The sequence below is a fragment of the uncultured Flavonifractor sp. genome (genome assembly GCF_944387675.1).
GTDB lineage: Bacteria > Bacillota > Clostridia > Oscillospirales > Oscillospiraceae > Flavonifractor.
The window spans coordinates 1-21378 of sequence record NZ_CALXFV010000008.1 but is presented as its reverse complement, the minus strand read 5'-3'; the positions used below and the strand labels follow the sequence as shown (position 1 = coordinate 21378).

The 21378-nt window shown below is 63.2% G+C and carries 21 protein-coding genes, 1 pseudogene and 1 riboswitch; of the genes and pseudogenes, 14 read left to right on the top strand and 8 right to left on the bottom strand.

Features of this window, described 5'->3' with window-relative positions; genetic code table 11:
- The first annotated feature begins 4 nt into the window (after positions 1-4).
- The 14 genes and pseudogenes from eutL to Q0J74_RS01635 all read left to right on the top strand — a co-directional run bounded on the left by eutL (position 5) and on the right by Q0J74_RS01635 (position 10494).
- Positions 5-655: an ethanolamine utilization microcompartment protein EutL gene (gene eutL, locus Q0J74_RS01700; protein WP_297209673.1), complete on the top strand. Its 651-nt coding sequence runs from the start codon at positions 5-7 to the stop codon at positions 653-655.
- 43 nt (positions 656-698) lie between these two features.
- A pseudogene (locus tag Q0J74_RS11085) lies at positions 699-956 on the top strand (BMC domain-containing protein); the annotation flags it as partial.
- Positions 957-1313: 357 nt separating this feature from the next.
- Positions 1314-2795: an acetaldehyde dehydrogenase (acetylating) gene (locus Q0J74_RS01690; protein WP_297209667.1), complete on the top strand. Its 1482-nt coding sequence runs from the start codon at positions 1314-1316 to the stop codon at positions 2793-2795.
- Positions 2796-2838: 43 nt separating this feature from the next.
- A complete protein-coding gene (locus tag Q0J74_RS01685; protein WP_297209665.1) occupies positions 2839-3126 on the top strand; it encodes a BMC domain-containing protein in 288 nt (95 codons plus the stop codon).
- Positions 3127-3155: 29 nt separating this feature from the next.
- Positions 3156-3443, top strand: coding sequence for an ethanolamine utilization microcompartment protein EutM (gene eutM, locus Q0J74_RS01680; protein WP_297209661.1), 288 nt, complete (start codon positions 3156-3158; stop codon positions 3441-3443).
- A gap of 43 nt (positions 3444-3486) precedes the next feature.
- Positions 3487-4260, top strand: coding sequence for an ATP-binding protein (locus Q0J74_RS01675; protein ID WP_297209658.1), 774 nt, complete (start codon positions 3487-3489; stop codon positions 4258-4260).
- Positions 4261-4275: 15 nt separating this feature from the next.
- Positions 4276-4887, top strand: coding sequence for a phosphate propanoyltransferase (gene pduL, locus Q0J74_RS01670; protein WP_297209655.1), 612 nt, complete (start codon positions 4276-4278; stop codon positions 4885-4887).
- Positions 4888-4920: 33 nt separating this feature from the next.
- Positions 4921-5739 (top strand): ethanolamine utilization protein EutJ, encoded by an 819-nt coding sequence (gene eutJ, locus Q0J74_RS01665; RefSeq protein ID WP_297209652.1) that lies wholly within the window; start codon positions 4921-4923, stop codon positions 5737-5739.
- A 19-nt stretch (positions 5740-5758) separates the two neighbouring features.
- Positions 5759-6496 (top strand): hypothetical protein, encoded by a 738-nt coding sequence (locus Q0J74_RS01660; protein WP_297209649.1) that lies wholly within the window; start codon positions 5759-5761, stop codon positions 6494-6496.
- A 49-nt stretch (positions 6497-6545) separates the two neighbouring features.
- Positions 6546-6836 (top strand): EutN/CcmL family microcompartment protein, encoded by a 291-nt coding sequence (locus tag Q0J74_RS01655; protein ID WP_297209646.1) that lies wholly within the window; start codon positions 6546-6548, stop codon positions 6834-6836.
- A gap of 30 nt (positions 6837-6866) precedes the next feature.
- Positions 6867-8225 carry a 4Fe-4S dicluster domain-containing protein gene (locus tag Q0J74_RS01650; RefSeq protein ID WP_297209643.1) on the top strand — a complete coding sequence of 453 codons (1359 nt, stop codon included), beginning with the start codon at positions 6867-6869 and terminating at the stop codon, positions 8223-8225.
- Complete coding sequence (locus tag Q0J74_RS01645) at positions 8222-8761, top strand: BMC domain-containing protein (protein ID WP_297209640.1); 540 nt, start codon at positions 8222-8224, stop codon at positions 8759-8761. Before Q0J74_RS01650 ends, Q0J74_RS01645 begins: the two co-directional genes overlap by 4 nt.
- A 53-nt stretch (positions 8762-8814) precedes the next feature.
- Positions 8815-10038 (top strand): ethanolamine utilization protein EutH, encoded by a 1224-nt coding sequence (locus tag Q0J74_RS01640; protein ID WP_297209637.1) that lies wholly within the window; start codon positions 8815-8817, stop codon positions 10036-10038.
- Between the two features lie 18 nt (positions 10039-10056).
- Positions 10057-10494, top strand: a complete 438-nt coding sequence (locus Q0J74_RS01635) for a cupin domain-containing protein (RefSeq protein WP_297209634.1) — start codon at positions 10057-10059, stop codon at positions 10492-10494.
- A gap of 60 nt (positions 10495-10554) precedes the next feature.
- A riboswitch (cobalamin riboswitch) is annotated at positions 10555-10738 on the top strand.
- A gap of 262 nt (positions 10739-11000) precedes the next feature.
- Here Q0J74_RS01635 and Q0J74_RS01630 read toward each other — a convergent pair.
- The 8 genes from Q0J74_RS01630 to Q0J74_RS01595 all read right to left on the bottom strand — a co-directional run.
- Positions 11001-12455, bottom strand: coding sequence for a glutamate synthase subunit beta (locus tag Q0J74_RS01630; RefSeq protein WP_297209631.1), 1455 nt, complete (start codon positions 12453-12455; stop codon positions 11001-11003).
- A gap of 2 nt (positions 12456-12457) precedes the next feature.
- Positions 12458-16999: a glutamate synthase large subunit gene (gene gltB / locus Q0J74_RS01625; protein WP_297209628.1), complete on the bottom strand. Its 4542-nt coding sequence runs from the start codon at positions 16997-16999 to the stop codon at positions 12458-12460.
- 137 nt (positions 17000-17136) lie between these two features.
- Positions 17137-17676, bottom strand: coding sequence for an ANTAR domain-containing response regulator (locus Q0J74_RS01620; protein WP_297209624.1), 540 nt, complete (start codon positions 17674-17676; stop codon positions 17137-17139).
- Positions 17677-17762: 86 nt separating this feature from the next.
- The gene (glnA, locus tag Q0J74_RS01615; protein ID WP_297209621.1) at positions 17763-19094 is read right to left on the bottom strand and encodes a type I glutamate--ammonia ligase; all 1332 of its coding nucleotides are present in this window, start codon (positions 19092-19094) and stop codon (positions 17763-17765) included.
- A gap of 243 nt (positions 19095-19337) precedes the next feature.
- The gene (locus Q0J74_RS01610) at positions 19338-19928 is read right to left on the bottom strand and encodes an HdeD family acid-resistance protein (protein WP_297209618.1); all 591 of its coding nucleotides are present in this window, start codon (positions 19926-19928) and stop codon (positions 19338-19340) included.
- Positions 19929-19952: 24 nt separating this feature from the next.
- Positions 19953-20426, bottom strand: a complete 474-nt coding sequence (locus Q0J74_RS01605) for a YbaK/EbsC family protein (protein ID WP_297209616.1) — start codon at positions 20424-20426, stop codon at positions 19953-19955.
- Positions 20427-20431: 5 nt separating this feature from the next.
- A complete protein-coding gene (locus Q0J74_RS01600) occupies positions 20432-20827 on the bottom strand; it encodes a thioesterase family protein (RefSeq protein WP_297209613.1) in 396 nt (131 codons plus the stop codon).
- Between the two features lie 5 nt (positions 20828-20832).
- Positions 20833-21378 (bottom strand): ATP-binding cassette domain-containing protein (locus tag Q0J74_RS01595; protein WP_297209612.1); only part of this gene is annotated, 546 nt, incomplete at its 5' end.

Below are 21378 nucleotides of genomic sequence, written 5' to 3'. Positions count from 1 at the left end.
TACCATGAAAAGAGATCCATTGCCCGCACATGTCCTGGCTACCCGTCTGATTCCCAACGTAGCCCCCGACATGGCCAAGGAGCTGAACCTTACCCCCGATCAGAAGTCCCTGGCCATCATCACTGCCGACTGTGATGACGTCACCTACACCGCCCTGGACGAGGCCACCAAGAAGGCCGACGTCAAGGTGGTCTACGCCAAAAGCTTCTATGCCGGCGCCGCCAACGCCAACACCGCTCTGGCCGGCGAGATCATCGGCATTCTGGCCGGTCCCAACCCGGCGGAGGCCAAGGCTGGTCTGGAAGCCTGCGTGGACATGATTGAGAACGTGGCCCATTTCATCTCCGCCAATGAGGATGACAGCGTGTGCTACTATGCCCACTGCATCTCCCGCACCGGCTCCTACCTGTCCGAGGGCGCCGGCATCCAGGAGGGCGAGGCGCTGGCCTATCTGATCGCACCGCCTCTGGAGGCTATGTACGGTGTGGATGCCGCGCTGAAGGCCGCCGATGTGCGGATGTGCGTGCTCTACGCGCCCCCCTCTGAGACCAACTTCGGCGGCGCACTGCTCACCGGCAGCCAGTCCGCCTGCAAATCTGCCTGCGACGCCTTTGCCGCCGCCGTGGAGTCCGTAGCCGATCAGCCCAAGATCTGACGGACGGAAAAGGACCTGACAAGGTCTGTGAACGGAGGTACGTATGAAGGCACTGGGTATGATCGAGACCCGGGGACTGGTGGCCGCCATTGAGGCGGCGGACGCCATGGTAAAGGCCGCCAACGTGGACCTGCAATGCAAGGAGCACGTGGGTGGCGGCCTGGTCACCGTCATGGTCCGGGGGGACGTGGGGGCCGTAAAGGCCGCCACCGACGCCGGCGCCGCGGCGGCGGAACGGGTGGGTCAGCTCATCTCCGTCCATGTCATTCCCCGCCCCCACGGGGAGGTGGAGTACATCCTGGGCGGACTGGATCCCACGCCGGAGCAGCCCGATCCGGAGCCTGGCCCGGCGCCCGAGCCGGCGCCTGAACCGGAGCCGGAGCCTGCACCCGCGCTTGAGCCGGAGGTTCCGCCCGTCCGGGCGGACAGCCAGCCGGCTCCCGCCACCTTCGGGGAGCTGGAGCACCTCTCGGTGGTCAAGTTGCGGGCCGCAGCCCGACAGATGGGGCTCACCAGCATGACCAAGAAGGAGATCCGGTTTGCCAAGCGGGAGGAGCTGCTGACGGCGATCCGTGCCTTTTTGGACGGTGGAACGGTCTGATTCCCATTCCGCTGTCCGTCCCCGGCGTAATTCCTACGGAAAGGAATGGAGCAAGCTATGCAGCTGATCGATAAAGATCTTCTGTCCATGCAGGAGGTCCGGGAGCTGGTAGAGGCGGCCAAGGTGGCCCAGCAGGAGCTGGCCGCCATGAGTCAGGCCCAGGTGGACCGCATTGTGCGCGCCATAGCCGACGCGGGCGTGCGCAACGCCCGGCGGCTGGCCCAGATGGCCCATGAGGATACCGGCTTCGGCATTGTGGATGACAAAGTCATCAAAAACGTATTCGCCAGTCAGGGCGTCTACGAGCACGTGAAAAACATGAAGACCATTGGAGAGATCAGCCGGGACGACGCCAGAGGTATTCGCACCGTGGCGGTACCTGTGGGCGTGATTGCCGGTCTGATTCCCTCCACCAACCCCACCTCCACGGCGCTGTACAAGGCGGAGATTGCCATCAAGGCGGGCAACGCCATTGTGTTCTCTCCCCATCCCACCGCCCTGCGCTGCATTCTGGAGACGGTGAAGGTGATCCGTCAAGCGGTGGCGGAAGCGGGTGCCAACGAGAACCTGGTGTCCTGCATCACCATCCCCACCATGGAGGCCACAGACAATCTGATGCGCCACCGGGATGTGGCCATGATTCTGGCCACCGGCGGCTCGGCCATGGTACGGGCGGCCTATTCCTCCGGTACCCCCGCCATCGGCGTAGGTCCGGGCAACGGTCCCGCCTATTTGGAGAAGAGCTGCGACCTGCCCTTGGCGGTAAAGCGCATTCTGGACTCCAAGACCTTTGATAACGGCACTATCTGCGCCAGCGAGCAGTCCATCATCTGTGACGAGGACAGGGTTCCCGCCGTCCAGGCCGAGATGGAGAAGCAGGGTGCCTATTTCCTGGACGACGAGGAGCGGGAGAAGCTGGGGAAGTTCATCCTGCGGGCCAACGGCACCATGAACCCCGAGATCGTGGGCCGCAGCGTGTCCACCATCGCCAGCCTGGCCGGGCTGGAGAAGGTGCCTCCCACCGCCCGGGTGCTGGTGGCCCGCGAGACCGGCGTGGGCCGTGGCCACCCCTACTCCAATGAGAAGCTGGGACCCATCCTGGCCTTCTTCACCGGCACGGACTACAAGGACGTGTGCGACAAGGTGTGCGAGATTCTCCACTATGAGGGCGCAGGCCACACCTTCATCATCCACAGCAAGGATGAAGCGGTGATAGACTACTTTGCCAAGCGGGTTCCCGCCTCCCGTGTGCTGGTAAACACCCCCGGCGCGCTGGGCGGCATCGGCGGCACCACCGGCCTTCAGCCCTCCCTTACTCTGGGCTGCGGCGCGGTGGGCGGCTCGGCCACCTCGGAGAACGTGGGTCCCATGCATCTTCTGAACCTGCGGTATGTGGCCTACGGCCAGCGGGAGCTGGACGACATCCGGGCCAGCGTACCCGATTGCAGCGACGGAGTGTGCCGTACGGCGCCCAGCCTGGAGGACATTGACATTGATGACATTGTCCGGCGGATTATCTGCCGCATCCAGGCCCTGTAAACAAAATTTCCGCTGAATTGTTTCCGGAAAGGAATGGTCAAATATGGCAACTATGACACAGGCACTGGGCATGATTGAGACCAAGGGCCTGGTGGCCTCCATTGAGGCGGCGGACGCCATGGTGAAGGCGGCCAACGTGACCCTCATCGGCAAGGTCCATGTGGGCGGCGGCCTGGTTACCGTGATGGTACGGGGTGATGTAGGCGCCGTGAAGGCCGCCACCGACGCCGGCGCTGCGGCGGCCGAGCGTGTGGGCGAGCTGATCAGTGTCCATGTGATCCCCAGGCCCCACGAGGAAGTGGAATTCATTCTGCCCCGTCTGGACGGCTGAGAGACGGAAAACGAAAGGAGTAATACAATATGGCAACTATGACTCAGGCACTGGGTATGATCGAGACCAAGGGTCTCGTAGCCTCCATTGAAGCGGCGGATGCCATGGTGAAGGCGGCCAACGTGACCCTCATCGGCAAGGTCCATGTGGGCGGCGGCCTGGTCACCGTGATGGTCCGCGGCGACGTAGGCGCCGTGAAGGCTGCCACCGACGCCGGTGCCGCGGCAGCCGAGCGTGTGGGCGAGCTGATCAGCGTCCACGTGATTCCCCGCCCCCACAACGAGGTGGAGTTTATCCTGCCCTCTCTGGAGAAATAAGGCGCGGGCCTATTAGGCCCGTACCCGACAAGCAAAGGAAGGGGTGGAGCGCTTGAAAGCAATTACTGAGGATTTCCTCCGGCTGGAATTGAGAAACGCTCAGCCCGAGACCTACTATGTGCCGGAGGGTAAGATCCTCACCCCCGCGGCGCGGGAATATCTGCAGCAGCGCAAGATCAAAATCGCCAAGGGCAAGCCCCCGGAGGCGGCGCCCGCCGCTCCCGCAGCGGCGGCGCCTGCCGCCGCCCCCGCGGCTGTACCCAGCGCGAAGTACCGGGACCATGAGACCGGCGCTTTCTACATGGAGAAGCCGGAGCACATGACCCAGCTGTGCGGCAACGAGCTGGTGGTCAAGAGCCATCCCCGGATTCTCTTCCGGGGCAAGCTGGACAGTCTCCAGGCCCTGGTGGTGCTGGATCAGGCCCTGATTGCCGCGGACGGCAGCCAGAAGCTGGTGGATGATCTGGGGAACATCCTGGATAACCTGCGGGAGCTGATGCGCTGTGACGTGCTGGACGAGGCCTACACCAGACAGACCATCATCGGCCTGACCCACCAGGAGTTGCGGGAGCGGTCCCACAATCCCCAAAAATTCTTCGGCATCCAGCAGATGCTGCTGCCCGATCACACCATGGGCCGGGACTATGCCCTGCTCAACCAGCTCCGGGCCGCCGTCCGGGAGACGGAGGTGGCGGCTGCCGCGGCTTTCCAGGCGGGGAGCAAGTGTACCCGCCCGGATCTTGTGGAGGAGCTCAACCGCCTGTCCAGCGCCATGCACATCATGATGTGCATGTACCTGGCGGGCCAGTACCGTTAAGGAGGCTGGCCGGGCATGAAAGAGATCGTATCTGCCGTCATGGACGCCGTCCACAGTGCCGGCATGGTGGAGGTGGAGGTATCTGCCCGCCACGTACACCTGTCGCAGGCCCATGTGGAGTATCTCTTCGGGCCGGGCTCGGTGCTCACCCACCGGCGCCCCCTCTCTCAGCCGGGACAATTCCTGGCGGAGCAACGGGTAACCCTCATCGGCCCCAAGGGGACAAAAGAGCGGGTGGCGGTGCTGGGTCCCGCCCGGAGCGCCACCCAGGTGGAGCTCTCCCGCAGCGACTGTCTGGCGCTGGGCGTGGAGGCCCCCGTCCGGGAATCCGGGGATGTAAAGGGTTCCGGCTCCATCACCATCCAGGGTCCCTGCGGCACTCTGGAGCTGGAGGAGGGAGTCATCATCGCCCACAATCACATCCACGTCACCGCTCCCGACTCTATCCGCTTCAATCTGAAGGACAAGCAGCGGGTTTCCGTTGCGGTGATGACGGAGCGGCCGGTGGTGTTCAAGGATGTGATCATCCGGGTGAGCACCCAGTTCAGCTGCAAAATGCACATTGATGTTGACGAGGCCAACGCGGCCATGGTACATGGCTTCACCCTCGGAAAGATCATCCGGTAGTCCCACATTTTATCAGAGAAGGAGCTCTGCGACATGATGGATCTGGACCGCGTAAACGCTTACCTCGCCCGCGTGGAGGCATCCGAAACCACCACCTTCCGCCCGGTGGGCCACAAGCTCAAGACCGGAGTGGACCTGGGTACGGCCTATATCGTGCTGGTGGTGCTGGATGAGGAAAACAACCCCGTGGCCTGCGAGAAGCGGGCGGCTCAGGTCCTGCGGGACGGCGTGGTGGTGGATTACACCGGCGCGCTGCGCATTGTCCGGGAGCTGAAGGAGAAGCTGGAGGCCCGGCTGGGGACGGAGCTGGAAAACTGTGCCATTGCCATGCCGGCGGGGACGGAGTCCAGCGCCCGCACCCACCAGTACGTGGCCGAGGGGGCGGGGTTCGAGGTCACCGACATCCTGGACGAGCCCTCCGCCGCCAACGCCATTTACCAGATTGAAAACGGCGTGGTGGTGGACATCGGCGGCGGCACCACCGGTCTGGCGGTGCTGAAGGACGGGGTGGTGGTCCAGACCGAGGACGAGCCTACCGGCGGCACCCACCTGTCTCTGGTTTTGGCGGGCAACTACCATATTCCCTTTGAAGAGGCCGAGGCCATCAAGCAGGACTATTCCCGCCACCGGGAGATCCTGCCGGTGGTACGGCCGGTGCTGGAGAAAATGGGCAGCATCGTCAAACGCTACGTGACAAAGGCGGACGCCGACACCATTTATCTGTGCGGCGGCACCTGCTGCCTGACCGGCATTGAGGAAGTTTTTGAAAAAGTGACCGGCATCCACACAATCAAGCCGGCCAATCCCTTTCTGGTGACGCCTGCGGGCATCGCCATGAACTGCAAACTTTAACGGGAAAGGAGGGAGCGATATGGAGCAGAGCAAGCTCATTGACGAGATTCTGGCCCGTGTGGCGGCCAAGCTGGCGGCAGCCGGCGAGGCGGCGGATGCGGGGCAGGACCCCGCCGGTGAGCCCGCCGGGAAACCCGGCCTGCTGGTGCTGAGTCAGACGGAAGACCAGTGCTGCACCCAGGTGCTGGACAACGCCGCGCTGAAGGAGCGGTTTGCCATCACCTGTGCCTGCCGTCCGGAGGATGTGGCGGACCTGTCCGCCCAGTCCTGCGTGGTACTGTGTCAGCTGACCAACGACGTGCTGAGCAAGCTGGCCCTGGGCATCTGCGACACGCCCTACACCCGCATGGCCTCCCAGGCCATTCTGATGGGAAAGCGAGTCTACATCCTCACCGAGCAGGTGGAGCTGTACCGCTATGCCACCACGGCGCCGGCGCCCTATTATGCGGCGCTGGAGGCCCATCTGAACCTGCTGACTGCCTCCGGCGCGGTGATATGCAGCCAGAGCAATCTGGAGCATGTTCTCGCCGGCTGCGGGGAATCCGGCCCGAGGGCGGAGCGGTCCGCCCCTGCTCCCACGCCCTGCGCCTGTCAGGAGCGGGAACTGCGGCTGGAGAAGCGGGTTTTGACGGAAAAGGACGTTTCCGACGCCGCGGCGGCCAAGGTGACCTGTATCCGCCTGCCGGCTAAATGCATTCTCACCGCTCTGGCCAAGGACTGCGCCAAGGACCGGGGCATTCGTCTGGAGCTGGGCTAAGCCCGGCCTCCCATGAGCCGCAAAAACCGGGAAAGGAATGGTCATTGGAATGAAAGTTGCCAAAGTCATCGGCACCATCTGGGCCACCCGCAAGGAGGAAAAACTGGCGGGACTGAAGCTGCTGCTGGTGCAGCCGTTGAACGTGCTCACAGGCGGGAAGGACCGCTGCCCCATTGTGGCGGCGGATATCATCGGCGCCGGTGTGGGCGAGACGGTACTGGTGGTAGGGGGCAGCTCCGCCCGGAGTGCGGCCGGGGATATGAGCATCCCCGTGGACGCCACTGTTGTGGGCATCGTGGACGACCAGGAGGTTGACCAGAGTGCGCTGCCCGAGCTGTAACGGGGATGCCCGTGAAAGGAATGGTCCAGAATGAATCTGACAGAAGCGGTCAAGGCCGCCGGTGTGGTGGGAGCCGGCGGGGCCGGCTTTCCCACCCATGTGAAGCTGTCGGCCAAGGCGGAGTGCTTCCTGGTGAACGCCGCGGAGTGTGAGCCGCTGATTGAGACCGACAAGTACCTGTGCCGGACGTTTCCCGACCGGATTGTGGCGGCTACCGCGGCGGTGTCCGCCCATCTGGGTGCGAAGCGGGCCGTCATTGCCCTGAAGGGCAAGTATCAGGCGGAGATCTCCGCCTTGGAGGAGGCGATCCGCCGCCTCCGGGCGGAGGTGGAGATCTTTCCGATGAAGACCTTCTATCCCGCCGGGGATGAACAGACCATGGTGGAGCAGGTCACCGGCCGCTCGGTACCCGAGCGGGGCCTGCCCCTGGACGTGGGCTGTGTGGTGGACAACGTGGGTACCCTGCTCAACATCATGGACGCCCTGGAGGGCCGCCCCGTCACCCACAAGTACCTGTCCGTGGTGGGAGAGGTAAAGGAGCCGGTGATGCTCTATGTCCCCATCGGCACGCCGCTGACCCAGTGTGTGGCCGCCGCGTCTCCCACCATTGGCAAGTACGCCCTCATTGTGGGGGGACCCATGATGGGCAAGGTGCTCACCGAGCCGGCAGCCATGGAGGAGGCGGTGGTGACCAAGACCACCGGAAACCTGATTGTCCTGCCCCCCGATCACTATCTGTTCCGCCGGGCGGCCCTGTCCATGGACGCCATCCGGCACCAGGCCAAAAGCGCCTGCATTCAGTGCCGGATGTGTACCGACCTGTGTCCCCGCTACCTCATCGGCCACCAGATCCGTCCCCATCTGATGATGCGGAACCTCTGGCGGGAGAAGGGTGTGGAGGACAACGAGGCGTATCTGGCCACCTTTGGAGACGCGGCCAACTGCTGTGACTGCGGAGTGTGCGAGATGTTTGCCTGTCCCATGGGGCTGTCCCCCCGGAAGGTGAACAGCTACCTGAAAGGGGAGCTGCGCAGCCGGGGAATCCAGGTTCCCCGGAACATGGAACCGCACGCCCGGGAGTTTGCGGATGCGCGCAAGACGCCCACGGACCGGCTGATTGCCAGGCTGGGTCTGGCGGCCTACAACGGCCTGCATGCCCACAGCTGCATTACGCTGGAGCCGGAGCGGGTGTGCATTCCCATGCAGCAGCACATCGGCAAGCCCGCCCTTCCCGTGAAGGCGGTGGGGGAGCGGGTGGCCTGCGGCGAGCTGCTGGGCCAGGCGGCGGAGGGCCTGTCCGCCAACATCCACGCCAGTATGGACGGCGTGGTGGAAGAAATCACACCGGCAGGCGTGTGGCTGCGCCGGAAGGAGGTTGAATCGGCATGAGAATGGCCATCGGCATGGTGGAGCTGACCAGCATTGCCCGGGGCATCGAGACCTGCGACTACATGGTAAAGGCGGCGCAGGTGGACCTCATCCGCTCCTCCACCGTCTGCCCCGGAAAGTACATGATTCTCATTGCGGGAGACACCGGTGACGTGAAGGCGTCCATGGCGGAGGGCATCCGCCGGGGGGGCGAGTATGTGGTGGACACGCTGCTGCTGCCCAACGTCCATCCCCAGCTGATCCCCGCCATCAGCATGACCACGCAGGTACCTCAGGGCGGCGCCCTGGGTGTTCTGGAGTTCTACTCCGTGGCTTCCGCCATCACTGCCGCCGACGTGGCGGCCAAGGCGGCCAATGTGACCCTTATTGAGGTGCGCATCGGCTACGCCATCGGCGGCAAGGGCTATGTGACCCTCACCGGCGATGTGGGTGCTGTCCGGGCGGCGGTGGCCGCGGCGGCGGAGCACGCCGAGCTGCTGGTGGGTACCACCGTGATCCCGCGTCCCGCGCCCAAGCTGTTTCAAAGCATTATGTGAGTAATCCCACCCCTGCTGTTGTGTGTTTATGATTGAAAAGGAGTGAGAAGCGTATGGATTTCAGTGAACTGATAGCCGCCGCTGACGGCAGTGTGTTTACCGAGAGTATCTCCGCATGGATCCAGAACATCTCCATCAACTCTGTGATTATGATGATCATGATGATCTTCATGATCGTAGGTGCCGTGGACAAGATCCGGGGCAACAAGCTGGGCTATGGCGAGAAGTTTGAAGAGGGCTTCAACGCCATGGGTCCTCTGGCCCTGGCCATGGCCGGCGTTGTGGCAGCCGCTCCCGTGCTGTCCATGGTGCTTGGCCCCATCATCAAGCCCCTGTACACCATGATTGGCGCCGACGCCTCCATGTTTGCCACCACCCTGCTGGCCTGCGACATGGGCGGCTATCCTCTGGCCATGCAGCTGGCCGCTGATGAGTCTATCGGCAACTTCGCCGGTCTGATTCTGGGTACCATGATGGGTCCCACCATCGTGTTCACCATCCCGGTGGCTCTGTCCATTATCAAGAAGGAAGACCGGCCCTACCTGGGCGCCGGTGTGCTGGCCGGCCTGATTACCGTCCCCATCGGCTGTATTGCCGGCGGCGTGATCATGGACCTGTTCACTCCCTATGAGCTGGGCATTACCCGCATTCTCATCAATCTGGTGCCGGTTATCATCATTGCCGGCCTGATCTGCATCGGCCTGTGGTTTGCCCCCGGCCCCATGATCAACGGCTTCAACAAGTTCGGCACCGGCGTCACCATCGTCATCACCGCCCTCACGGCCATCGCGGTGTTTGAGCAGATTACCGGCATCATGTTCCCCGTATTCCACATTATGGTGGAGAATCCCGCCGACGGCTCCCGGGGTCTGGACAGCGGCCTGCTGGTCTGCGGCCAGATCGCCATCGTCCTCATCGGCGCCTTCCCCATGGTGGAGTGGATTACCCGCACCTTCGGCGGCGCCCTGTCCAAGATCGGCGGCGCCCTGGGTATGGATGAGAAGGGCTCTGCCGGTATGGTGGCCAACCTGGCCAACAACATCGCCATGTTCAACATCATGGGCGAGATGAATCCCAAGGGCAAGCTGCTCAACGTGGCCTTTGCCGTGTCCGCCGCCTTCGTGTTCGGCGACCACCTGGGCTTCACCGCCGGCAACAACCCCGACATGATCTTCCCCGTGATCGTGGGCAAGCTGGTGGCCGGTATTACCGCCATCATCCTGGCCAACATTCTCTCTCCCAAGCTGCTGGCCAAGATCAACGCCACCAAGATGTAAGAGAAACAGGAGCGCATTATGAATGTAAGCGAAGCACTGATCCGTGAAATTGTCACCAAGGTGCTGGAGGAGGCCACCGGCAAGTCCGGCCCCGGCTTTGTGCGGCAGGTGGACCCCAGCGGCATCATCGGCATCAAGACCAGCACCGTCAAGTGCGAGCCGTTTGAGCAGGAAGGCGTCAGCCTGAAGGACGTGGTCACCCTGGAGGAGGCTCCCCGCATGGGCTGCGGGATCATGGAGCTGGATCACACCAGCTTTGAGTGGACCCTGACCTATGACGAGTACGACATGGTGATCGACGGAACGCTGGAGATTGAAATCGACGGCCGCATTGTCTCCGGCGGCCCCGGGGATATCATCTACATCCCCAAGGGCAGCCACATCCATTTCCAGACGCCGGACAAGGCCCGGTACGCCTACTTTGTCTATCCGGCCAACTGGCAGGAGATGGCATAAAAAACGTGTCCGCCGTCCCGGCCCGCCCTGTTGGGCGGGCCGGCCGGCGGCCCGACAAATGAATCATATGGGTACGCAGGTGCATATCCTTATGCACGTAAGAGGGAAGCGGGTGAGAATCCCGCACAATGCCGTTGCTGTATAGGCAAAGCGGCGCCCAGTTGCCACTGGAGGAAACTCCGGGAAGGCGGGCGCTGCGCCGGATGCCTGAGTCAGAATACCTGCCTGCGTATGACGCACGAACAATCCGCTCCGATCCAGAGAGGGTGCAATGGCTGCCGGTAGCCGGCGGCCCAATGGCTGCACCCATTTGGGTGCAGTTTTCGTTTTCGTGGTAAGCGGCGCTCCTCACACCGCTGGATGTGTGCGGGGAGTCCGTTGGTTTACCAACCCCCGAGAGGCCGGAGGCGGCCGCCGATGCAGGCGGCCGCCTCCGGCCTTCTCTTGTCCGCCCTCTGCTGGGCGAAAACGCCCCCGGGGCTGGCCGCCCCGGGGGCAAAGACAGGTCAGGTGCTGTATCCCATCAGGTAGTGGTCCACCTCACGGGCGGCCTCCCGGCCTTCGCGGATTGCCCATACCACCAGGGATTGGCCCCGATGCATGTCGCCGGCGGTAAATACGCCGGGTACACTGGTGGCATATTGGCCAGCGGCGGTGCCGACGCAGGTGCGTGGCGTGAGCACAGCTCCAAAGGCCTGGGGTACATACTCCTGCGCACCCAGGAAGCCGGCGGCAATGAGCAGCAGCTGGCAGTCCAGCACCGCTTCCGTGCCGGGAATCGGCTTCAGCGCACCGTCCAGCCTGACGGTTTGGACACCCTGAAGGCTCCCCTGTTCATCGGCAATCAGTCCGGTGACGGTGGTCTGGTAGATTCTGGGGTCGTGGCCAAACAGGGCAATGGCCTCCTCTTGTCCATAGTCGGTTTTGCATACCCTGGGCCACTCCGGCCAGGGGTTATCCTCCCGCCGGGCTGCGGGCGGTTTGGGCAGCATCTCCAGCTGGACCACATGGGCGCAGCCGTGGCGGATACAGGTGGCCACGCAGTCATTGCCCGTGTCGCCGCCGCCGACGACCACCACCTGTCTGTCCCTGGCGCTGGGATGACCTCCGCCGTCCAATCCGGAGGTGAGCAGAGCGCGGGTGGTCTCCTTGAGAAAATCCACGGCAAAGTACACCCCGTCGGCCTCCCGGCCTGGAATGTCCAGGTCCCGGGGCTTAGAGGCGCCGCAGCAGAGCACCACCGCGTCAAACCCTTTCCTCAGTTCCTCCGCCGCCACGTTCCGCCCCACGTCCGCGCCGGTGCGGAAGGTGACGCCCTGGGCGGCCATCAGATCCACCCGCCGCTGGACGACGGATTTCTCCAACTTCATATTTGGAATGCCATACATGAGCAGGCCGCCGGGCCGGTCCTCCCGCTCAAAGACGGTGACGGTATGGCCCCTCCGGTTGAGCTGATCGGCGCAGGCCAGGCCGGCGGGGCCGGAGCCCACCACCGCCACACGCCTGCCCGTCCGGATGGAGGGCTGGTGGGGTTGGATCAGGCCCTTCTCCCAGGCCTCCTCAATGATGCCCAGCTCATTTTCCCTGATGGTGACCGGCTCACCGTGAAGCCCGCAGGTGCAGGCCGCCTCGCACAGGGCGGGGCATACCCGGCCGGTAAATTCAGGGAAGTTGTTGGTTTTCAGCAGTCGGTCCAGGGCATGGCCCAGGTTGCCGGTGTAGATCAAATCGTTCCACTCAGGGACCAGATTGCGCAAGGGACAGCCGGAGACCATGCCGCCCAGCACCGCCCCAGACTGACAGAAGGGGATGCCGCACTCCATGCACCGGGCGCCCTGACGCCGCCGCTCCTCCCGGCCCAGCCGCGGATGGAACTCCCGGTAGTGCCGGATGCGCTCCAGAGGCGGCTGGGAGGGATTTCCCTGACGATGATATTCCATAAATCCGGTTGGTTTTCCCATTGTCATTCCCCCACCTTTCTGGTGGTCACGTAGAAGGCTTCCACCTGGGCCTGCTCCCGCGACATCCCCTTTTCCTCGTACTGGGCGATGGTGCGCAGCATCCGGTCGTAGTCGCAGGGCAGCAGCTTTTTGAACAGCGGCAGATAGTGGGCAAAGTGCGCCAGAATGTCTCTGGCCCTGGGGGAACCGGTGGCGTCCGCATGGGCCTGAATCAGTCCCCGCAGCTGGGCAATATCCTGCTGCCCGGTGACCTGGTCCATGGAGACCAGTGTCTTGTTCAGCCGCAGATACAGGTCCCGGTTTTCGTCCAGCACATAGGCTACGCCGCCGCTCATGCCGGCGGCAAAATTTTTGCCCGTGGGACCCAGCACGACCACCACGCCGCCGGTCATATACTCGCAGCCGTGGTCCCCCACGCCCTCCACCACGGCGGTGGCGCCGGAATTGCGTACGCAGAACCGCTCACCCGCTATGCCGTTGAGGAAGGCGGCGCCGCCCGTGGCGCCGTACAGCGCCACGTTGCCCACCAGAATATTGGCGGCGGGATCGAAGACGCTGTCCCGAGGGGGATAGACCACGATGGTACCTCCGGACAGCCCCTTGCCCAGGTAATCATTGGCGTCCCCCTCCAGCTCCAGCCGGACCCCCTTGGGGAGAAAGGCGCCGAAGGACTGTCCGCCGCCGCCGGTACATTTGACGGTGAAGGTATCCGCAGGCAGGCTATTTTTGTGCAGCCGGGTGACGTCAGAGCCTAAAATAGTCCCCACCGCCCGGTCTGTACTGGATACGGCCAGCTCCAGCCGCCTGGGTTCCCCGCTGCGGAGCGCCTTACCCAGCTTTTTTTCCAGCACCTTCAAATCCACAGTTTCCTCCAGGTGGAAGTCATATGCGTCGGCGGGATTGAAGTGAGTTTTGACGCCGTCATCGGCACGGGGACTGTCCAGCAGAGGGGACAGATCCACCGTGGCCGCCCGCTGGTTGACCGCCGGACGGCGGACGCACAGCAGATCGGTGCGGCCCACCAGCTCGTTTACCGTGCGCACGCCCAGCTTTGCCATAAGCTCCCGCAGCTGCTGGGCGATAAAGCGCATAAAGTTGACCACATACTCCGGCTTCCCGGCAAACCGCTTGCGCAGCTCCGGATTCTGGGTGGCTATCCCTACGGGACAGGTGTCCAGGTTGCATACCCGCATCATAACGCAGCCCAGAGTGATGAGAGGGGCGGTGGCAAAGCCGAATTCCTCCGCCCCCAGCATGCAGGCAATGGCCACATCCCGGCCGGACATGAGCTTGCCGTCGGTCTCCACCACCACCCGGGAGCGCAGGCCGTTCTGGATAAGCGTCTGGTGGGTTTCGGCCAGCCCCAGCTCCCAGGGCAGGCCGGCGTTGTGGATGGAGGTCCGGGGGGCGGCGCCTGTGCCGCCGTCATAGCCGGAGATCAGCACCACCTGCGCCCCTGCCTTGGCCACGCCGGCGGCGATGGTACCCACGCCCGCCTCGCTGACCAGCTTGACCGAAATGCGGGCCTGCCGGTTGGCGCTTTTCAGGTCGTAGATAAGCTGGGACAGGTCCTCAATGGAGTAGATGTCGTGGTGGGGCGGCGGGGAGATGAGGGTGACGCCGGGTGTGGAGTGGCGGCACCTGGCGATCCAGGGATAGACCTTGCCGGCAGGCAGGTGACCGCCCTCGCCGGGCTTGGCACCCTGGGCCATTTTGATCTGAATCTCCTTGGCGCTGACCAGATATTCACTGGTGACGCCGAAGCGGCCGGAGGCCACCTGCTTAATGGCCGAGGAGCGTTTCGGGTCGTCCAGGCGGTCGCGTTCCTCGCCGCCCTCTCCCGAGTTGGATTTGCCGCCCAGTAGGTTCATGGCCTGCGCCAGGCACTCGTGGGCCTCCCGGGAGATGGAGCCATAGCTCATGGCTCCGGTTTTGAAGCGCCGGACGATGGCATCCACGCCTTCCACCTCGCTCAGGGGAAGGGGGGTCTGAGCAAACCGGAAGTCCAGCAGGCCCCGGAGAGTGTGGGGACAGGTTTCGTCATCCACCAGGTCGGTATACTGCCGGAACAACTCGTAATCTCCCCGGCGGGTGGCCTGCTGGAGCAGGTGAATGGTACGGGGATTGTACAGGTGGTCCTCGCCGCCGGCCCGCGCCTTGTGGGTCCCCAGACTGTCCAGCTCCAGATCCACGTCCAGTCCCAGGGGGTCAAAGGCTCTGGAGTGGTTGCGCTCCACCATGTCTGCAAGCTCCTTCAGGCCGATCCCTCCCACCCGGGAGACGGTATTGGTGAAGCAGCGGTCAATGACCTCCCGGCTGATGCCTACCGCCTCGAAAATCTGGGCGGACTGGTAGGACTGGAGGGTGGAGATTCCCATCTTGGAGGCGATCTTGACAATGCCGTGAAGGATGGCGGCGTGGTAGTCGGCCACGGCGGTGTGGAAGTCCTTGTCCAGCAGCCCCTCCTCGATCAGCTCCACAATGGTCTCCTCCGCCAGGTAGGGATTGATGGCCCGGGCGCCGTAGCCCAGCAGGGTGGCGAAGTGGTGTACATCCCGCGGTTCGGCCGACTCCAGCAGGATAGAGACGGCGGTACGCTTTTTGGTGCGGATCAGGTGCTGTTCCATCGTGGACACGGCCAGCAGGGAGGGAATGGCCACGTGATTTTCATCCACACCCCGGTCGGACAGAATGATGATATTGGCGCCCTCCCGCCAGGCCCGGTCCACCGCCACCTCCAGGTGATCCAGCGCCCGGTCCAGAGGGGTGTTTTTGTAGCAGAGGATGGAGACGGTGGCCACATGGAAGCCGGGCTGATCCATGGCTCTAATTTTCATCAGGCCGGTGGAGGTAAGGATGGGGTTTTGAATCTGGAGCACCCGGCAATTTTCCGCCTTTTCCTCCAGAAGGTTGCCGTCATCCCCCACATACACCGTGGTGTCGGTGATGATCTCTTCCCGAATGGCGTCGATGGGCGGGTTGGTCACCTGGGCGAAAAGCTGCTTGAAGTATTGGAAGAGAGGCTGATCCTGGCAATCCAGTACCGCCAGGGGGATATCGGCGCCCATGGCGGCGGTGGGTTCGGCGCCGGTGCGTGCCATGGGCAGGATGGTGTCGTGTACATCCTCATAGGTGTAGCCAAAGGCCTTGCGCAGGCGCTGCCGCTCGGTTCGGGTGCGGGTGGGTACCCGCTGGTTGGGAACGGGCAGATCGGCCAGATGGATCAGATTTTGGTCCAGCCACTCGCCGTAAGGGCGGCGGGCGGCGTAGGATTCCTTGAGCTCCTCGTCGCTGATCAGCCGGCCCTGCCGCAGGTCCACCAGCAGCATCCGCCCGGGCTGAAGGCGGGATTTCTGAAGAATCTGTCCGGCGGGCAGGTCCAGTACGCCCACCTCGGAGGACAGGATGAGCCGCTCGTCGGCGGTGACGTAGTAGCGGGAGGGGCGCAGCCCGTTGCGGTCCAGCACAGCGCCCACCACATCGCCGTCGGAGAACAGGATGGCGGCCGGGCCGTCCCAGGGCTCCATCAGGGTGGCGTAATACTGGTACAAGTCCCGCCTGGACCGGGAAATGGACTTGCTGCCCCTCCAGGGCTCCGGAATACAGGCCATGACCGCCAGTGGCAGGTCCATACCGCCCATCATGAGAAATTCCAGGGTGTTGTCCAGCATGGCCGAGTCGGAGCCGGACACGTTGATCACCGGGAGCAGCTTGTCCATGTCCTGTTCCAGCAAAGGGGAGGACATGGTCTCTTCCCGGGCCAGCATCCGGTCCGCATTGCCCCGGATGGTGTTGATTTCACCGTTGTGGGCGATGAGCCGGTTGGGATGCGCCCGCTCCCAGGAGGGATTGGTGTTGGTGGAGAAGCGGGAATGGACCAGAGCGATGGCGCTGGCATAGTCCGGCGCCTGGAGGTCGGGGTAGAAGGCCCGCAGCTGGCGGACCAGGAACATGCCCTTGTATACCACCGTACGGCTGGACAGGGAGACCACATAGGTGTTATCGTTGGACTGTTCAAACACCCGCCGTGCCACGTAGAGCTTTCGGTCAAAGTCCAGCCCAGGCTCCGTGCCGTCGGGACGCCGGACAAAGCACTGCTCGATCCAAGGCATTTTGTCCCTGGCCTTGCGGCCCAAAATATCCGGGCAAACCGGCACGGTGCGCCAGCCCAGAAAGGTCATGCCCTCCCTGGCCGCAATGAATTCAAACATTTTCTTGGCCTGGTTGCGCTTGAGCGCATCCTGGGGGAAGAAAAACATGCCCACCCCATATTCCCTGGCGCCGGGGAGGGAGAGGCCGAGCTCCTCCGCCACCCGGGCAAAGAAGGTATGGGAGATCTGGAGCAGAATGCCCACTCCGTCGCCGGTCTTCCCCTCGGCGTCCTTTCCGGCGCGATGCTCCAGCTTTTCCACGATTTTCAGCGCGTCATCCACCGTCTGGTGGCTTGGGCGGCCCTTGATATCCACCACGGCGCCGATTCCGCAGGCGTCATGTTCAAATGAAGGGTGATACAGGCCCCGCTGGGGATAACCCTCTGTGTTCATGTGCCAGTCCCCTTTCCAGGTTGTGTTGTGGCGCCTGCGGAAAAAAGCCGCCGGGACCTTCCGCGGGCATGGATGGGAAAGCGGCGGCAGCCGCGTCTGCGGACTGCCGCCGCGAGACCGCTTTGTCTCTTGCCGATTCAGATCAGCGCGCTCTCCAGAACCAGCTGGGCCGTCTGGACCAGCCGGGCGCCCCGGTCCATACTGGCCTTCTGGAGAAAGCGGTGGGCCTGGGGTTCGGTCATGCCGTGCCGGTCCATGAGCAGCTGCTTGGCCTGGAGGATGAGCGCCTGCTCCTGGGAGGAGCGCTGTGGGACGGCGTGGAGCTCCGGGCTGTGTGTCATGCCGAGCAGCATTTGGACGGCGGCCACCAGATCCCGCCGGCTAACCGGCGTGGACAGCGGAAACAGTCCCTCGCCGTTCAGCAGCTCCAGCCGGTCCTGGGGTGCCAGCACCAGCAGGGAACAGGTGGGGGGGAGATCGCCGGCCAACAGCTCAACGGGCTGATCCCCCAGCTTATATCCGCATACCACCACGTCGATGTGGTATTTGGCCGCCGCCCGCCGTACCTGATCGGCGGAGGTGCAGATGAGGCAGGAGGCCGCGCCCGCTCCCTCCAGCACCTCCTTGACCCGCCGGTTGTGTGCCTCCCGGGTCAGCGCAAGGATGATCCGCTCCATTTCCCGTCTCTCCTCTCCGGGCGCCTGCCGTACAGTATACCCAGCCCGAGCGCTTCAAACTCCCCCGCGCCCCAGGCACCGCAGCTTTAGTAGTTGATGATGTATTTTTCCCGTTCCCAGGAGGAGACCCGGGTGCGGTACTCCTCCCACTCCTTCTTCTTGCCCTCGATGTAGTTGGATGCCACGTGCTCTCCCAGGGTGTCCAGAATGAGCGGATCGGCCTCCAGGGCGGCGATGGCCTCCTCCAGAGAGCCGGGCAGGCTTTCGATGCCGTGGGCCTCCCGGGTGGCCTGATCCATGGCAAAGATGTTCTCCGTCACCTCACGTGGAGGCGTCAGCCCCCGCTCAATGCCGTCCAGACCGGCGGCCAAACAGGCGGCCAGCTCCAGATAGGGGTTGCAGGCCGGGTCGGGGGAGCGCAGCTCTACGCGGGTGGACTGGCCGCGGGCGGCAGGGATGCGGATGAGGGCGGAGCGGTTGGAGGCCGACCAGGCCAGGTAGCAGGGCGCCTCATAGCCGGGTACCAGCCGCTTGTAGGAGTTGACCAGGGGGTTGGTCACCGCCGCCATACCCTTCACGTGGGCAAGAAGACCGGCGATGAAGCTGTACGCCTCCTTGGAAAGGCCCTTCTCCCCGTCGGGATCATAGAAGACGTTTTTGCCCTTGCGGAACAGAGACATGTTGGTGTGCATACCGGAGCCGTTGATACCGAAAATGGGCTTGGGCATAAAGGTGGCGTGAAGTCCGTTCTTCTGGGCCAGGGTCTTCACCGCCAGCTTGAAGGTCATGATATTGTCGGCGGTGCGCAGGGCGTCGGCATATTTGAAGTCGATCTCGTGCTGGCCCTGGGCCACCTCGTGGTGGCTGGCCTCGATCTCAAAGCCCATCTGCTCCAGAGCCATGCAGATCTCCCGCCGGGTGGATTCCCCGTGGTCCAGGGGACCCAGGTCGAAATAGCCCGCCTCGTCGTTTGTCTTGGTGGTGGGCTTGCCCTCGTCGTCGGTCTGGAAGAGGAAGAACTCCGCCTCGGGTCCCACATGAAAGGCGTCATACCCCATATCCGCCGCCTTGCGCAGCACCCGCTTGAGCACGCCCCTGGGATCGCCCACAAAGGGGGTGCCGTCCGGATTGTACACGTCGCAGATCAGCCGCGCCACCTTGCCGTGGCTGGGCCGCCAGGGGAAGACCACGAAGGAGTTCAGATCGGGATAGAGATACTGATCCGACTCGTCGATGCGCACAAAGCCCTCGATGGAAGAACCGTCAAACATGATCTGGTTATTCACTGCCTTCTCAATCTGGGAGGCGGTAATGGCCACGTTTTTCAGCTGACCGAAAATATCGGTGAACTGGAGGCGGATGAACTCGATGTCATCCTCTTTGACCATACGGATAATGTCTTCCTTGGTATACGCCATTGCAAGAAACCCCTTTCGTTCCTTCAAATAGAAAGAGGACAAAGACCCTCGGCACAGTATGCCGGGAACGTCTTTGTCCTCAACCATGTGGGCATTATAGCGCGTTGAAACAGGGAAGTCAAGAGGATCTGCATAATTCAACTCGATTTATTTCATTTGACAGGAAAACGACCGGCAAAACAGGCGAAATATGCAAGTTCAAACAAAAAGACTTTCGCCGTCTCGGGGTGAACGGTGCATTGCCTAATCCAGGTCCACCGGGTCCACCTCCACCGGATGGGTTTTGCGGTAGGCTTTTGTCCAGCGGGAGAGCTGGAACAGGGTCCACAAATCTGCGGCGCCGGAATAGAGCAGGGAGCCGCCGATGAGGCGCACCAGGGTGACGCCGGCCAGCATGGGGCGGAAAACCACCACCGCGCCCAGGGCCACCGTGATCAGGGACAGGACCAGGTACAGGACCCAGCCCATATGCTCCAGCCGGTGCAGCTCCAGCGCCCGTTTCAGGTTGAGCAGCCCGTCGATGAGAATGTAGAGGCCCAGAATCACCGTGAGGATGCTCTGGAACAGGAGGGGCTGGAGCAGCAGCACCGCTCCCACAGAGGCGGCCACAATCCCCAGGAACAGGGCGAGGAAACTGCCCGCCCTGCGCTCCGCCGCCCGGCAGAAGCCCACGATGGCACACACGCCGTACAGCAGCAGGATGCCGCCGGTGAAATAGCACAGTCCGTCCATCACCGTAGTGGGCCAGATGAGCAGCACCAGGCCCAACAGCACATAAAGGATGGAGAGCACCACAAAGCTGACGCTGAGGTTTTTCAGCCGCTCTCGCATCATGCACACCTTCCTTTCCCGGCGGGCTTACTGCCAGCCCTTGCACACGTCGATCCACCCGCTGCTGCCCGCCAGCTCCTCCAGCTCGCCGCAGTTGAGACGCACGGCGGAGGCGGCGTTGCCCGCCGCGGGGTAAATGGTCTCGAACCGTTTCAGGGACACATCCAGATAGGTGACCACTTTGGGGTGGGTGATGGCAAAAGGACACACCCCGCCGATGGTGTGGCCGGTAAATTCCACCACCTGGTCGGGGGTGAGCATGGTGGCCTTGTGGTGGAATTGGGCCTTGAATTTGGTGTTGTCGATTTTGGCGTCTCCGGCGCACACAATGAGGATGGCTCCGTCCTCATGGACGAAGGAGAGCGTTTTGGCGATGTGGGCGGGCTCACAGCCCACCGCCTGGGCGGCCAGCTCCACCGTGGCGCTGGACACGTCAAATTCCCGGACCCGGTCCTCATATCCCCGCTCCCGCAGGTAGGCCCGGCAGTTTTCAATGGACATAGGTTTTATTGACCTCCCTTTTTGGCTTCCGCCTTGCTGAGAAACCGATCCACGGCAATGACAAACCGCTCATGGGTACCGCCGCCGATGGGGCCGGCCTCGTCAAAGGCCTGGACGGCAAAGGTAAGTTTTTTGCCCTCCACGGCGGTGAGCTCCGCCTGAGCCCATACCTTCATGCCCACGGGAGTGGCGGCGTCGTGGGTGACCTCCAGACGGGTACCCACGGTACCCTGCCCCTCCTCCAACTGGGCCTGCACCGCATTGACGGCGGCGTTTTCCATCAGAGCGATCATATAGGGCGTGGCAAACACGGGAACCAAGCCGCTGCCCACGGCTGCGGCGGTGTGTTCCGCCGTCACCACGGTTTCAGACCGCCCCTTGCATCCCACAGTAAGAGACATTTTGTTCAAACTCCTTTCCGCTCCAGCATCCGCTTCAGGTATTGCCCGGTATAGCTCTCCGGGCAGGCGGCCACCTCTTCCGGCGTTCCAACTGCCACGACGGTGCCGCCGCCGGAGCCCCCCTCGGGACCCAGATCAATGATATGGTCGGCAGTCTTGATCACATCCAGATTGTGCTCAATAACCACCACTGTGTTGCCTGCCTCCACCAGCTTTTGCAGTACCTCAATGAGCTTGTGCACATCGGCGGTGTGCAGGCCGGTGGTAGGCTCGTCCAGGATATAGATGGTCTTGCCGGTGGAGCGCTTGGCCAGCTCGGTGGCCAGCTTCACCCGCTGGGCCTCGCCGCCGGACAGCTCGGTGGAGGGCTGGCCCAGCTTTACATAGCTCAGGCCCACCTCGTACAGGGTCTGGAGCTTGTTGTACAGCCTGGGCAGGTGCTCGAAGAAGGGGAGGGCCTCCTCCACCGTCATATCCAGCACCTCATAGATGTTCTTGCCCTTGTAGCGCACCTCCAGGGTCTCCCGGTTGTACCGCTTGCCCTTGCACAC